At 63.6% G+C, this 13,070-nt stretch carries 14 protein-coding genes; 6 read left to right on the top strand and 8 right to left on the bottom strand.

The window, feature by feature from the left end; translation table 11 throughout:
* Positions 1-9 precede the first annotated feature (9 nt).
* The 6 genes from NKK51_RS28810 to NKK51_RS28835 all read left to right on the top strand — a co-directional run bounded on the left by NKK51_RS28810 (position 10) and on the right by NKK51_RS28835 (position 5,881).
* Positions 10-1,146 (top strand): ABC transporter ATP-binding protein, encoded by a 1,137-nt coding sequence (locus NKK51_RS28810; protein ID WP_352555540.1) that lies wholly within the window; start codon positions 10-12, stop codon positions 1,144-1,146.
* Entirely contained in the window at positions 1,127-2,290 is a 1,164-nt protein-coding gene (locus tag NKK51_RS28815) for an ABC transporter substrate-binding protein (protein WP_352555542.1), read from the top strand. The genes NKK51_RS28810 and NKK51_RS28815 overlap by 20 nt, the downstream gene beginning before the upstream one ends.
* Positions 2,291-2,359: 69 nt before the next feature.
* Entirely contained in the window at positions 2,360-3,223 is an 864-nt protein-coding gene (locus NKK51_RS28820) for an ABC transporter permease (protein WP_352442109.1), read from the top strand.
* Positions 3,223-4,035, top strand: a complete 813-nt coding sequence (locus tag NKK51_RS28825) for an ABC transporter permease (RefSeq protein WP_352555544.1) — start codon at positions 3,223-3,225, stop codon at positions 4,033-4,035. Before NKK51_RS28820 ends, NKK51_RS28825 begins: the two co-directional genes overlap by 1 nt.
* A 10-nt stretch (positions 4,036-4,045) precedes the next feature.
* Positions 4,046-4,807 (top strand): SDR family NAD(P)-dependent oxidoreductase, encoded by a 762-nt coding sequence (locus NKK51_RS28830; RefSeq protein WP_352555545.1) that lies wholly within the window; start codon positions 4,046-4,048, stop codon positions 4,805-4,807.
* A gap of 303 nt (positions 4,808-5,110) precedes the next feature.
* Positions 5,111-5,881 (top strand): hypothetical protein, encoded by a 771-nt coding sequence (locus NKK51_RS28835; RefSeq protein WP_352555547.1) that lies wholly within the window; start codon positions 5,111-5,113, stop codon positions 5,879-5,881.
* Between the two features lie 145 nt (positions 5,882-6,026).
* Here the strand turns inward: NKK51_RS28835 and NKK51_RS28840 are convergent, their stop codons facing one another.
* From NKK51_RS28840 to NKK51_RS28875, 8 genes are all read right to left on the bottom strand, one after another.
* A complete protein-coding gene (locus tag NKK51_RS28840; protein WP_352555548.1) occupies positions 6,027-7,535 on the bottom strand; it encodes an aldehyde dehydrogenase family protein in 1,509 nt (502 codons plus the stop codon).
* A gap of 20 nt (positions 7,536-7,555) precedes the next feature.
* Positions 7,556-7,900, bottom strand: a complete 345-nt coding sequence (locus NKK51_RS28845; RefSeq protein ID WP_352555550.1) for a cupin domain-containing protein — start codon at positions 7,898-7,900, stop codon at positions 7,556-7,558.
* A 17-nt stretch (positions 7,901-7,917) separates the two neighbouring features.
* Positions 7,918-8,259: a cupin domain-containing protein gene (locus tag NKK51_RS28850; RefSeq protein ID WP_352555552.1), complete on the bottom strand. Its 342-nt coding sequence runs from the start codon at positions 8,257-8,259 to the stop codon at positions 7,918-7,920.
* A gap of 19 nt (positions 8,260-8,278) precedes the next feature.
* Positions 8,279-8,629 carry a cupin domain-containing protein gene (locus NKK51_RS28855; RefSeq protein ID WP_352555554.1) on the bottom strand — a complete coding sequence of 117 codons (351 nt, stop codon included), beginning with the start codon at positions 8,627-8,629 and terminating at the stop codon, positions 8,279-8,281.
* Positions 8,630-8,861: 232 nt separating this feature from the next.
* On the bottom strand, positions 8,862-10,136 hold the full coding sequence (locus NKK51_RS28860; protein ID WP_352555556.1) for a glycosyltransferase: 1,275 nt from the start codon (positions 10,134-10,136) through the stop codon (positions 8,862-8,864).
* Positions 10,137-10,148: 12 nt separating this feature from the next.
* On the bottom strand, positions 10,149-11,222 hold the full coding sequence (locus NKK51_RS28865; protein ID WP_352555558.1) for an ABC transporter ATP-binding protein: 1,074 nt from the start codon (positions 11,220-11,222) through the stop codon (positions 10,149-10,151).
* The gene (locus NKK51_RS28870) at positions 11,219-12,013 is read right to left on the bottom strand and encodes an ABC transporter permease (protein WP_023811194.1); all 795 of its coding nucleotides are present in this window, start codon (positions 12,011-12,013) and stop codon (positions 11,219-11,221) included. The genes NKK51_RS28865 and NKK51_RS28870 overlap by 4 nt, the downstream gene beginning before the upstream one ends.
* Positions 12,006-12,848, bottom strand: a complete 843-nt coding sequence (locus tag NKK51_RS28875) for an ABC transporter permease (RefSeq protein WP_352442154.1) — start codon at positions 12,846-12,848, stop codon at positions 12,006-12,008. Before NKK51_RS28875 ends, NKK51_RS28870 begins: the two co-directional genes overlap by 8 nt.
* Positions 12,849-13,070 lie beyond the last annotated feature (222 nt).

Consider the following 13,070-nt stretch of genomic DNA (forward strand, 5'->3'; position numbering starts at 1 on the left):
TCATCAGCCTTGACCGCAGTGCCCGACATCGAGTTTCGCGGCGTCACCAAACGCTATGGCGCGGTGACCGCGGTCAGCGGCATCGATCTCGCTGTCCCGCCCTCCGCCTTTGTCGCGTTGCTCGGGCCGTCCGGCTGCGGCAAGACCACCTGCCTGCGCATGATCGGCGGCTTCGAACAGCCGAGCGAAGGCCAGGTGTTCATTCGCGGCCAGGACATGGCCGGCACGCCGCCCTACCGGCGGCCGGTCAACATGGTGTTCCAGCAATACGCGCTGTTTCCGCATCTCGATGTCGAGGACAACGTCGCCTACGGGCTGCGTCAGGCGCGGCCAAGGCTGCCGTCGCGCGAGATCGCTTCAAGGGCGGGCGAAGCGCTCGAAATGGTGCGGCTCGCCGGCTATGGCCGCCGCAAGATCCACGAACTGTCCGGTGGCCAGCAGCAGCGTGTCGCGCTGGCCCGTGCGCTGGTCAACAAGCCGGCCGTGCTGTTGCTCGACGAGCCACTGGCGGCGCTAGACAAGAAGCTCCGCACCGATATGCAGATCGAGCTGCAGAACCTGCAGCGCGAGATCGGTATCACCTTCGTGCTGGTCACCCACGACCAGGAGGAAGCGCTGTCGATGAGCGATTTCGTCTGCGTCATGAATGGCGGCCGCATCGTCCAGCTCGGACAGCCAAGCGAGATCTATGACGAACCGGCCGATTTGTTCGTCGCCGATTTCGTCGGCAAGACCAATCTCTTGAGCGGTACCGTCGCCGGACATTCGGGCGATCTGGTGGAGGTGGCGCTCGCGAATGGCACCGTCATTGCAGCGCGCAAACGAACCGCCTTGCAGCAGGGCGAGGCCGTGTCGGTCAGCCTGCGTCCTGAATCGCTCAGTCTCGGCGCTCAGACAGGCGGCCCATTCAAAGGCGTCGTCCGCAACCGGATCTTCCTGGGCTCGACGGCGGAATACGCGATCGAGGTCCAGGGCATCGGAACGCTGCTGGCCAAGGCCGATCACCTGATCGGCCACGGCAATCTCTTCAAGCCGGGTGAACCCGTCGCCATCGGCTTTGCCTCCGGAACGCCGCTGGCATTTCCGGAGACCAAGAACAACGGGACCAACCAGAGGGTAGATAAACATGTCGAAATCATATCGTGATGGACTGCCGATAAGCCCTGAAAACTTCGTCGACCAGCTGATGCGCCTCAAGCGCGGCTCGATCGGCCGCCGCGACTTTCTTGGCCTCACCGGCCTTGGGATTGCGACGGCGGTGATGGCGCGCGAGATCGGCATCATGCCGACACCGGCCTTTGCCGCCGAGAGCCTTGGCGACCGCATGTCGATCGCCACCTGGCCGAACTATCATGACCCGGCGACCTTCGAGAATTTCAAGAAGGACACCGGCGTCGCCGTCGAGGTCAATGTCTTCGGCTCCAACGAGGAGATGCTGGCCAAATTGCAGGCCGGCGCCTCGGGCTGGAGCCTGTTCGTGCCGACCAACTACACGATCTCGACTTACAAGAAACTCGGCATCATCGAGCCGCTGGAGATGACGAAGCTGCCGAATTTCGATGGCTCGCAGGAGGATCCGCGCTTTACCGGGGAAGGCACGATCGAAGGGGTGACCTATGCGGTGCCGAAGAACTGGGGCACCACCGGCTTTGCCGTCAACACCAAGAAGCTGACCAAGCCGATGACCAGCTGGAAGGAGTTCTGGGACACTGCCATGGCGGAAGGCGACAGCCGCACCATGGTGCATGACTACCAGCTGACCACGATCGGCAATGCGCTGAAATATTACGGCTACTCGTTCAACTCGCTCAAGCAGGACGAACTGGCCAAGGCGGAGGAACTGCTGCTGAAGGTCAAGCCGCATCTGTTCGCGGTCTCCTCCGACTACCAGCCGGGCATGCGCGCCGGCGACGCCTGGATGACGATGTGCTGGACGAATGACGGCGCGCAGCTGCATCGCGACATTCCCGAGATCGCCTATGTGCTGGGCAAGGAAGGCGGCGAGATCTGGACCGACTTCTACGCCATTCCGAAGGATGCGCCGAACAAGCCGGCCGGCTATGCCCTGCTCAACTATCTGATGAATCCGCAGGTGGCGGTGAAGGAGCACCTGGCCAATGGTGCGCCGTCGACCGATGCGCGGGTCAACAAGCTGCTGCCCAAGGAAGTGCTCGACAATCCGATCCTCTATCCGGCGGCCGACCTGTTGACGCCGCTGGAATTCGGCGCGGCGGCAACGCTGACCGATCCCGGTCGTGCCGAATTGATGGCGCGCTTCAAGTCGGCCTGAGCGGCCTCAAGCCCAACGTAGACAAACTTGACCGGCGGGCCATACCCGCCGGCACGGGGCAATCCTTCCATGCACGGCAGCCGTCTTCGCAGGAATTTTCTGACCGCCATGCTGCTCGGTCCGGCGACCGCGTGGCTGGTGGTGTTTCTGGTGCTGCCGTTCATCGCCATCGCCGTGTTCAGCGTCGGCGAGCGGGCGCCGGAAGGCGGCTATCAGGCTGCCTTTACGCTGGCGCAGTATGCCAATCTTCCGGCGCGGGCGACCGCGTTCTGGAACACGATGCTGCTGGCGCCGGTGGGAGCGCTCGCCTGCCTGCTCGTCGCCTATCCGGTCGCCTACTACCTCGCTCTGCAAGCGCCGCAGCGCTGGCGGCTGATCTTGCTGGCGCTGGTCGTCATCCCGTTCTGGACCAGCCTTCTGATGCGGACCTATGCCTGGATGTATGTGCTGGGCGGGCGCGGCATTCCGGCATTGCTCGCTTACATCGGGTTCGAGGATGTCAGGCTGATCAACACGCCGGGCGCGGTGCTGCTCGGCATCGTCTATGGCTATCTGCCGCTGATGATCCTGCCGATCTATGTCAGCCTCGAGCGGCTCGACCGCCGGCTGCTGGAAGCCTCCGCAGACCTCGGCGCCACGCCGCTCTCGACCTTCCTCGGCGTGACCCTGAAACTGTCGCTGCCGGGCGTGATGACCGGCTTCTCGCTGGTGATGATCCTGCTGTTGGGCGAATATCTGATCCCGACGCTGCTTGGCGGCGGCAAAGTGTTCTTCATCGGCAACGCGCTGGTCGACCTGTTCCTGCAATCGCGCAACTGGCCGTTCGGATCGGCCATCGCGATCACGCTGGTGCTGGTCTCGGTGGTGGTGCTGATTGCCGCCAACCGCATTTCGACCCGGGTTTCGGGCGCTCGCCGGGTGGATCTGATCTGATGCGCACCTTCGTCATTGCCGTCTTCGCTTTCCTCTATCTGCCGATCGCCCTGGTCGTGCTGTTCTCCTTCAATGCCGGCCGCCATGCCAGCGAGTTCACCGGCTTTTCGGTTCAGTGGTACGGTACGGCGCTGGCGAACCCGTTCCTGGTCGAAGCGCTGAAGAACAGCCTGTTCATCGCTACCACCAGCGCCTTGCTGGCGGCGTTCTGCGGCACTGCGGCGGCACTCGGCCTGGCGCGTGTCGGCATCAGAACACGCGCGGTATTCGATGCGCTTCTGGGCGCCGCGATCGTCGTTCCGGGCGTCGTCATCGGCATTTCGACACTGGTCGCGCTCGTCCAGCTGTTCACGGTCGTCAATCCGTTCCTCGCCTCGATCTGGCCCGACGACCAGCCGCCGCGCCTGGCGCTCGGCTACGGCTCGATCATCGCAGCGCACGGCCTGTTCTCCATGGCGCTGGTGACGATGATCGTCGGCACGCGGCTAGGCAGCCTCGACCGCAATCTGGTCGAGGCGTCGAGCGATCTCTACGCCACGCCGTTGACGACGTTCCGCTCGATCGTGCTGCCGCAGATCATGCCGGCCATCGTTGCCGGCTTCCTGCTCGCCTTCACCTTTTCCTTCGACGATTTCATCATCGCCTTCTTCGTCGCCGGCGCGCAGACGACGCTGCCGATCTATGTCTTCGCGTCGATCCGGCGCGGCGTGACGCCGGAGATCAATGCCATCGCGACGATCGTGCTCGTCGCCTCCGTGCTGCTCGTGGTGCTTGCCCAATGGCAATTGCGCCGGCGCAAGCCGTCGAACTGAAAGTCGCATCATGATCCTCAAAGACCGCATCGCCGTGGTGACAGGCGCCGGCTCCGGCATCGGGCGCGCCGGCGCCATGATCATGGGCAGGGAAGGCGCGGTGGTCGTCATCGCCGACAGGGATGAGGCCGCCGGCGAAGCAACGGCTTTGGACATAAGGGCAGTGGGTGGCCAAGCCGAGGCAATCGCCACCGATGTCGCCGATGACGCAGCGGTCGAGCAACTCATTGCCGGCACGCTGGACAGGCATGGTCGCATCGACATCCTGCACAATCACGCCGGCATCCAAGTCGGCGGAACGCTGACCGAGGTCGAGGTCGGCGGCATGGACGCGTCATGGCGGGTCAATGTGCGGGCGCAGTTCCTGGCGGCCAGGATGGTCATGCCGTCGATGATCGCACGAGGCAACGGCGTCATCCTGAACACCGCCTCCAATTCGGGTGTGTTCTACGACCGCGAGATGATTGCCTACGCCACCTCCAAACATGCGGTGGTGGCAATGACGCGGCAGATGTCGCTCGACTATGCCCGGCACAATGTCCGCGTCAACGCGCTCTGTCCGGGCTGGGTCGACACGCCGTTCAACGAACCGTTCATCGCCCAGATGGGCGGACGCGAGGCGATCGAAACCTATGTCCGCACCAAGATTCCGATGGGGCGCTGGGCCAGCGCCGATGAGATCGCCGAAGCGATCCTGTTCCTCGTCTCCGACCGCTCATCCTTCATGACCGGTCAGGCGCTGGTGATCGATGGCGGCGAAAGCATCGGCTGAGACCTATGCTTTCGTCATCAACCTCCTTTATTTCAGCGCCTTTCCAATACACTGCTCTACGACCTTCCTGGTGCCGCTGGTCGGCAGATAGGACTATGGTCCGGCCGGCATGGGACTTCAGTGCCATGGCCGATCAAGAGCGTTGATTTGTGTTTAATATCAAATGGTTATGGCGACGGCGGGTTGTCAGATCGCGTATTGAGACAACATTTGTCTAAAGTTTACTCTGTACAATTAGTAATTCCTCATACGACGGTCGCCTAGCGGTTGGGCGAAGGGCGGCGATTCCCCGAGGAGATTACCATGACAAACCGAAAAACTCTGTTCGCGGCGCTTGCCGCATTGGCGCTTCTGGCATCTCCGGCGATAGCCGGCGGCAACGGCCACGGCGGCGGCAATGGCGGTGGCAATGCCGGCGGCAACGGCAACGGCGGGGGAAATGCCGGCGGTAACGGCGGCAATAGCAATGGCAAGAGCGGCGCTTCGCACGGCAAGTCTTCCTCGGCTCGGGGGCAGGTGGCAAAGGCCAAAACGGATGACACCACGGTCGACAAGACCACAAAGGTCTCGTCGGTTCCCAAGGAGAAGAACATCCACGCCAAGCTCGGCCGGCTGAACTCGCTTCAGCGCAACATCAACGCCTATATGAACTCGAAGAGCAAGAAGTTCGCCGCCATCCAGGCTTTCGTGACGCAGTCCGCGAAAGCCAAGGTCGCCGAGGCCGCCGCTGAGGCGGCCCAGGAGAAGCTGGATGCGCTGAATTCTCAGTTGACCGCGCTGACGTCGCTGACGCCCGAGCAGATTGCCGCCATGACGCCCGAAGATCAGGCGGCCTTGCCTGGGAAGATAACGGATCTGGAGGCCGAAATCACTGCCCAGGAGGCAGAGGTCACCGCCGCCAATGAGGCGGCTGCCGCGGCAGAGGTCGGCACCGATGATGCATCGCTCGACGCGGCGCTGACGGACATGGCCAACAAGCCGGTCGACGACGACGTCACGGCCTGGGCCCAAGGGGTCCTTGCCGGCAAGATCGACCAGACGGCTGCCGCGATGGAAGCAGAAACGACGCCGTAACGATCGTCGCCGAAACGACAGTACCAGTCAAAGAAGGTGCCGCCGGGTTCGCTCGGCGGCATTGCTGTTTCCCGACCATGATCGGGCAGGCAATCCCTGGATAGCCACCGAGTTGGCTATTCGGAGATAGCGAGGTTCGAGACACTCATACGTGCTTGCGGCCGCCGGTCTCGCGGAACCAGCTGTCGGGATACGGATACCACCAGTCCTGGATTGCCGGCCTGTGGTCGATGATCACCATCTTCGAGCGGCGGAAGGCATCCAGCCCCTGGCGGCCAAGCTCACGGCCAAGGCCCGAGGCCTTCCAGCCCCCGAAGGGCAGGGCGTCATTGTCGATCAGCGGATTGTTGACCCAGACCATTCCGGCTTCGAGCCGTTCAGCCGCCTCGTGGGCTTCGGCCAGATCAGTGGTGAAGACAGAGGCGCCGAGCCCGAACGGGCTGTCATTGGCAAGCCGGATCGCCTCATCGAAATCCCTGACCCGGCAGATGGCGGCGACGGGTCCAAAGCATTCCTCGCGCACGATCGCCATGTCCGGGGTGACGCCGGTCAGGATCGTCGGTTCGTAGAACCAGCCGGTGTTATGCGCTGGCGGGATGCGCCCGCCGGTGACTGCGACGGCGCCATGGGCGATCGCATCGTCGACCAAGCGCATCACCTTGGTCCGCGCGCTTTCGCTGACCAGCGGGCCGATCTCGGTCTTGTCCATGCCGTTGCCGATGCGCAGCGCGCGTGTCCTTTCGGCGAACAGTTCGACGAAACGGTCATGGACGGCATCGACGACGAAGAAGCGCTCGGCCGAAGTGCAGACCTGGCCGGTGAGATGGAAGGCCGCGGTGACGCTGCCGGCTGCCGCGATCTCAAGCGGAGCATGTTGGCTGACGATCAGCGGATCGCTGCCGCCGGCCTCGATGACGCAAGGCTTCATGCGTTCGGCGCAGGCCACCGCAACCGCCTTGCCGGCGGCGACCGAGCCGGTGAAGGCAACTGCGTGGGTGCGGTCGGAGGCGATCAGCGCCTGCGCCGTGGTCGCTCCACCAGGCAGGCAGGAGACCAGCCCCTCCGGCAGCGAGCGGAACACGGTCATGTAGTCCAGCGTCGACAGCGTCGTCGCCTCGGCCGGCTTGATGATGCAGGCATTGCCGGCGGCGAGCGAGGCGGCGACCGTCCAGCACATCAGCAGGATCGGAAAATTATAGGGCATGATGTGGACGGAGACGCCATAGGGCTCGTAGCGCGCATACTGGAACGAACCGGCCTGTGTCGTGCCGGCGATCTTGCCGGCATCGTCGCGCGCCATCTCGGCGTAGTAGCGGAAGATCGGCGCGCAGTTGGCGATCTCGCCGATCGCTTCGGGGTAGGGCTTGCCCATCTCGCGCACCATCAGCTCGGCGCAGCGGGTGAAGTCCGCCGCCTCGATGGCGTTGGCGACGGCATGCAGGTGCTTGGCCCGGCTCTTGGCGTCGAGCTTCTTCCAGGCGGCCTGCGCCCTGGTCGCGGCGGTGAGCACGGCATCGATCTCGCTATCGCCGGCCGCAGCGATCGCCCCGACGGTTTCCAGCGTCGCCGGATCGATCACCGGTTTGTTTGTGCCGGCCATCGGCCGGTAATCCGGGTTGACGAAGAAAGCCGGCCGGTCAGCTGAGAAATCCATAGGCATCCTCTCAGATCCGCTCAGCGGATCATGTAGACTTTCTTGATCGTCTCATGGACGGTGCAGACGCCTTTCCAGTCCTGCGGAAAGAAGGCTGCGGTGTCCGGCTCGATCTCGATCACCTCGCCGGATTCATGCACGTAGGTGCAGCGCCCTTCGAGGAAGTGGCAGAACTCGTCGCGGGTGACATGGCAATGCCATTTGCCTGGTGTGCAGACCCAAAGCCCGCATTCGGAGCGGCCCTCCGGCCCCTTGTGCAGCAGCTTGCCCGAGGTGTGGGACTCACCCTCGATCATTGTTGGGATGACACCCCAGTCGACGAGGTCGGTAATGGCGAGCGGGGATTTCATGATGGGCGTTGTCATATCGATTTCCTTGAAGCTCATCGGCACATGAAGGCCTTGGTCAGCGTTTGCGTGATGATGGAGATGCCGGTCCAGCCGGCGGGAAAGAACACCAGCGTGCCGGCCTCGACCGGAATCTGCTCGCCATTGTCATGGACATAGCTGCCGCGGCCCGAGAGGAAGTGGCAGAACTCGTCGGCGGCAAAGGTGACCTTGCGCGTGCCCGGCGTGCACGACCACAGGCCGCATTCGCTCGATCCGTCCGGGTTTTGCGACAGGATCTTGCCCGAGGCGCGTGGCGAACCGGCGAGCGTGTCAGAACCCGCGCCCCAATCCTCCAGTTCCACGGTCGAGGCCTTCGGCCAGTGCGGTGTCGGCATGTCATGCTCCCATGAAGTGTCAGGCCAGCATGTAGACGTTGCGCATGGTCTCATGCACGGTGCATTCGCCCGCCCAGCCGGCTGGGAACATGACCACGGTCCCGGCGGAGACTTCTATCACCTCACCGACATCGGACCGGTAGGTCGCGCGGCCGGCGACGAAATGGCACAATTCGTCGCGCGGGATGCTCAGGCGCCAGCGGCCTGGCGTGCACACCCAGATGCCGGATTCCGGCAGGTTGTTCGGCCCTTTGTGCACGAGTTTGCCGGTCGAGTGCGAAGTGCCTGACAATGCGTCGGGTTGGGCGCCCCAGTCGACGAGATCGGTTCGGGTGGAGGCGTGGTGGAGGTGTGGTGCGGAGGAGGTCATGCGGAGGCTCCTGCGCGATGGTTGCTATTCATATGCTGCGCCAGGGCACCCCCCTCTGGCCTGCCGGCCATCTCCCCCGCAAGGGGGGAGATCGGATGTTGCCTCGGCCTTCGCCAATCACCAAGGTTGCAGAGTGAGAACCGGCGGTGAAGCTGCCAATCTCCCCCCTTGCGGGGGAGATGGCCGGCAGGCCAGAGGGGGGTGCTCAGGCGCGATATATCAACCATCTCGCTCACAGCAACTTCTCCAACAAACCCGCCGCCTTTTCCGGCCCATTCTGCCCCTGCATCTGTGCCGATGTCTTGGCCAGCTTTGCCTTCATCTTCGGGTCGGTCAGACAGGCCTCGATCTTCGCGATCAGCTCGGCATCGGTCCAGTCGTAGCGCGGCATGCCGAAGCCGTGGCCGGTCTCCTCGACGCGGGTGGCGTTATCGTGACCGTCCCAGACATAGGGCATGATGATCGCCGACTTGCCGAAATAGAGGCACTCTGTGAACGAGTTGTTGCCGCCGTGGTGAATAACAGCGTCGACCTGCGGGATGACCGAAGGCTGCGGGAACCAGCTCTCGACGATGACATTGCCGGGCACGTCCGTGTACTGGTCCTTGTAGCCGCCGACATTGACCAGCGCGCGGTAGCGCGTCATGCCCAGCGTCGCGATGATGCGCTTCAACAGATCGACATCGCCGGCGCCGAGGCTGCCGAAGGAGACATAGAGCAGCGGCCCGTCATTGTTTTTGGCGAAGGTCGGCACCGTGTAGGGTTTCTCCTGTCGAACGCAGCCTTCGAGATACTGGAATTTTGCCGGGTCGAGCGGATGGCGGCGCTTGAACTTGGCCGCTTCGGGGTAAAGCAGCAGGTTCAAATAGGGCGAAGCCTCGAAGAACTGGCCGATCGGATAGGGTGCCTCGTCGTTGGCAGCGAGGAAGGCGTTGAAGTCGTCATGGATCGGCTTGATCACCGCGTTGAAATGATCGCGGTAGCGCTGGTGACCGGCATGGTCGTTCTCGCCGCAGCCGGAGAGATGCGGCGGGATGTCTTCGTCCTCGATCTCGTTTTCCGAGCAGGAGATGACACGCACCCACGGCTTGCCGTACTGCTTTATCGCCGGGAACAGGATGACGTTGTCGACGCAAATGACATCCGGCTTGATAGCTGAGAGAACGCGCGGCAGATCCTTCTGCGCCCATTTTGCGCTGTCGACGATCGCCGTCCAGCAATCCTTGACGTAGTTGTCGACCTGGTCGTAGGGCGATTTGCGGAAGTTCGGGATGTGGCCGTTGATGAAATCCTCCCAGAATTTCGCCATCTGCTCGGGCGGCATCGGCTCGGACAGGTTCACCGGATGGGCCTCGAAGCCGTAGCCCTTGTAGACGTCGACGAAGCCGGGATCTGACAGGAACACCGCTTTATGGCCGCGCGCCTCGACCGCCTGGGCGATGCCGACGGAATTGAGCGCCGGGCCATAAGCTGCTTCTGGAAAAAACGCGATCGTCTTCTGCGCCATCAGGCCTCTCCTTTATTCTGCGAAAACTCTGACATCGGCGGCGTCCCAGCCGAGTTCGACCTGATCGCCCGATGCGACCGGCCGGCGGTCTGCGGCATCAGCGGTGACGCGCACCAGGAACGGCTTTGGCGACAGGCCCGTGCGGACATGCAACTGCAGGTCGAGCCCCTGATAGGCCAGCGCCTCGACCGTGCCGGTGGTGCGGTTGGCGGTTTCACCCGACGGGAACAGCCGGATGCGTTCGGGCCGCACCGACGCGACAGCGGATGCGCCGATGGAGAGCGCGGCAGGAACCTTGCCGGATATCCGCGTGCCGTTGGCAGCCACCACACCGTCGGTGGCGGCTTTACCGGGCACAAAATTCATCACGCCGATGAAGTCGGCGACGAAACGGTCGGCCGGATGCTCATAGATCGCGTGCGGCGTGTCGCATTGCAGCAGCCTGCCGTCCTTGAGCACCGCCATGCGGTCGGCCATCACAAGCGATTCTTCCTGGTCGTGGGTGACGATGACGAAGGTGATGCCGACCTCGTGCTGCAGGCGCTTCAATTCCAGCTGCATGGCGCCGCGCAGTTTCTTGTCGAGCGCGCCAAGCGGCTCGTCGAGCAGCAGCAGACGGGGCCGTTTGACCAGCGCGCGGGCGAGCGCGACGCGCTGCTTCTGGCCGCCCGACAGCTGCTCCGGCTTGCGGTCGGCGAAGGGGACCAGCTCGGTTGTCGCCAGGATGGCGTCGACGCGGGAGTGGATTTCTGGCGCCGGCAAGCGCTCCATCTCCAGGCCGTAGGAGACATTGGCGCGGACGCTCATATGCGGAAACAGCGCGTAAGACTGGAACATCAGATTGACCGGCCGCTTGTTGGGCGGGGTTTTCGCAATGTCGTGACCGTCGAGCAGGATGCGCCCGCCACTAGGCGTCTCGAAGCCGGCCAGCATGCGCAGCAGCGTGGTCTTGCCGCAGCCCGACGGGCCGAGCAGTGCGAAGAACTCATTCTCGCGGATGTCGAGCGAGATGCCGTCGACAGCCGTCACCCGGCCGAAATTCTTCGACACCTTGTCGATGGCCAGCAGCGTGCGCGGTTCGCTCATTGGCCTATGATCCCACGGTTGAGCCGCTGCGACAGGGTCAGCGCGGTGATCGAGACCGCCATGACGATGGTCGCCAGTGCGTTGATCTCCGGCGTGATGCCGAAGCGGATCATCGCGTAGATCTGCATCGGCAGCGTCGTCGAGGAGCGGCCGGCGCCGGCGGTGAAGAAAGCGATGATGAACTCGTCGACCGAGAGCGTGAAGGCGAGCAGCGCGCCTGCGATCACCGCCGGCGCGATGACCGGCAATGTCACCCGCCTGAAGGTGGTGAGCGCGGAGGCGCCGAGATCGGCGGAAGCCTCGACGATCGACCAATCAAAACTCTTCAGCCTGGCGCGCACCACCGAGCAGACAAAGGCAAGGTTGAAGACGACATGGGCGAGGATGATGGTGTGCAGGCCCATGGTCAGGTTGAGCATGGAGAAGAACGAAAGCAGCGCGATCGCCAGGACGATGTCGGGAATGATCATCGGTGCGAAGATCAGCGCTTCGAGTCCCCTGCCATATTGCCGGCGCATCTCGATGCCGATCGCCAGCAGCGTGCCGAGCAGAGTGGCGATCGCGGTCGAGACCAGCGCCACGATCAGCGTGTTGAGCGCAGCGGAGAGGATCGCCGAATTGCCGGCCAGCGAGGCATACCATTTTAGCGAAAAGCCCGACCATGCCGTCGGCAGCCCGCCTTCGTTGAAGGACAGCGCCACCAGCACGGCGATCGGGATGTAGAGGAAAGCGAAGACGAGGCTGAGCACGAGCCAGAGCGTGCGCCGCGTGGCGGGAGAGCGCTCAGCCATCGGTGTCTCCGCCGGCTTGCGCGGCGTGGCCCGAGGCGCGATTGGCGGCGAGCGCCTGCGCCATCAGCACCAGAAGCATGATGGCGATCAGCGCCATCGCGAGCGCGGCGCCGAACGGCCAGTCGTTGGCGGTCAGGAACTGGTCGTAGACGAGGTTGCCGATCATCTGGAAACGGCCGCCGCCGAGCAGCGCGGGCGTGACGAAATTGCCGATCGACAGCACGAAGACGAACACCGCGCCGGCAGCAATGCCGGGCACGGTCAGCGGCAGGATGACACGGCGGAATGTGGTCATGGCGGAGGCGCCGAGGTCGCGCGAGGCCTCGGCGAGTTCCGGGTTGAGGCGAGACAGTGGCGCGTAGCAGGCGAGGATGACAAAGGGCAAATAGTTGTAGATCAGGCCGGCGATAACGGCGCCTTCGGTGTAGAGCATCGACGGTGGCTCGCCGGTGTAGCCGAACCAGCGCAGCAACTGGGTGATCAATCCTTCGCGGTTGAGCAGCACGATCCAGGCATAGGTGCGGATCAGGTAGTTGGACCAGAAGGGCAGCACGGCGAAGAACAGGAACACCGGCTGCAGCCGGCGGGGTGCCGCTGATATCGCATAGGCGGCGGCGTAGCCGATCACCACCGCGATCAGCGTCGCGGTGCCGGCGATGCGCGCCGAGTTGAGGAAGATGCCGGCATAGAGCGGGTCGAAGACCAGCCCGAAATTCTCCAGCGTAAAGGTGTATTCGATGCCGCCATAGATACCGCGCCGGAAGAAGGCGAGCGCCAGCACCAGCGCGCACGGCACCACCATCAGTGCGGTCAGCCAGACCAGCGCCGGGGCCATCAGCAAGGAGGAGCGAGAGGGTAGGTGCTTCACGAAGTGCCCCCCTCTGCCCTGCCGGACCCGGCCTTTCGCTTTCGCTTCGGGCGTTCGTCGTTCGGAAAGCCAAGCAATTGGCTTTCCGTCCGTTGCGCGGACCACTTCTCACCCCCTTCAAGGGAGGAGATCGGCAGTTCCAACCTTTCGCTTACTTTGAAAAATCGAAGATTGGCGAAAGCAATGCCA

The sequence above is a fragment of the Mesorhizobium sp. M0011 genome (assembly GCF_040324155.1).
GTDB lineage: Bacteria > Pseudomonadota > Alphaproteobacteria > Rhizobiales > Rhizobiaceae > Mesorhizobium.

What these genes read in the sequence shown, in the direction of transcription:
- NKK51_RS28830 (WP_352555545.1), top strand. Translation starts at nt 4,046, where the DNA reads ATGATCCTCAAAGACCGCATCGCCGTGGTGACAGGCGCCGGCTCCGGC.
- NKK51_RS28855 (WP_352555554.1), bottom strand. Translation starts at nt 8,629, where the DNA reads ATGACCTCCTCCGCACCACACCTCCACCACGCCTCCACCCGAACCGAT.
- NKK51_RS28845 (WP_352555550.1), bottom strand. Translation starts at nt 7,900, where the DNA reads ATGACAACGCCCATCATGAAATCCCCGCTCGCCATTACCGACCTCGTC.
- NKK51_RS28820 (WP_352442109.1), top strand. Translation starts at nt 2,360, where the DNA reads ATGCACGGCAGCCGTCTTCGCAGGAATTTTCTGACCGCCATGCTGCTC.
- NKK51_RS28870 (WP_023811194.1), bottom strand. Translation starts at nt 12,013, where the DNA reads ATGGCTGAGCGCTCTCCCGCCACGCGGCGCACGCTCTGGCTCGTGCTC.
- NKK51_RS28835 (WP_352555547.1), top strand. Translation starts at nt 5,111, where the DNA reads ATGACAAACCGAAAAACTCTGTTCGCGGCGCTTGCCGCATTGGCGCTT.
- NKK51_RS28860 (WP_352555556.1), bottom strand. Translation starts at nt 10,136, where the DNA reads ATGGCGCAGAAGACGATCGCGTTTTTTCCAGAAGCAGCTTATGGCCCG.
- NKK51_RS28875 (WP_352442154.1), bottom strand. Translation starts at nt 12,848, where the DNA reads ATGGCCCCGGCGCTGGTCTGGCTGACCGCACTGATGGTGGTGCCGTGC.
- NKK51_RS28850 (WP_352555552.1), bottom strand. Translation starts at nt 8,259, where the DNA reads ATGCCGACACCGCACTGGCCGAAGGCCTCGACCGTGGAACTGGAGGAT.
- NKK51_RS28815 (WP_352555542.1), top strand. Translation starts at nt 1,127, where the DNA reads ATGTCGAAATCATATCGTGATGGACTGCCGATAAGCCCTGAAAACTTC.
- NKK51_RS28825 (WP_352555544.1), top strand. Translation starts at nt 3,223, where the DNA reads ATGCGCACCTTCGTCATTGCCGTCTTCGCTTTCCTCTATCTGCCGATC.
- NKK51_RS28840 (WP_352555548.1), bottom strand. Translation starts at nt 7,535, where the DNA reads ATGGATTTCTCAGCTGACCGGCCGGCTTTCTTCGTCAACCCGGATTAC.
- NKK51_RS28865 (WP_352555558.1), bottom strand. Translation starts at nt 11,222, where the DNA reads ATGAGCGAACCGCGCACGCTGCTGGCCATCGACAAGGTGTCGAAGAAT.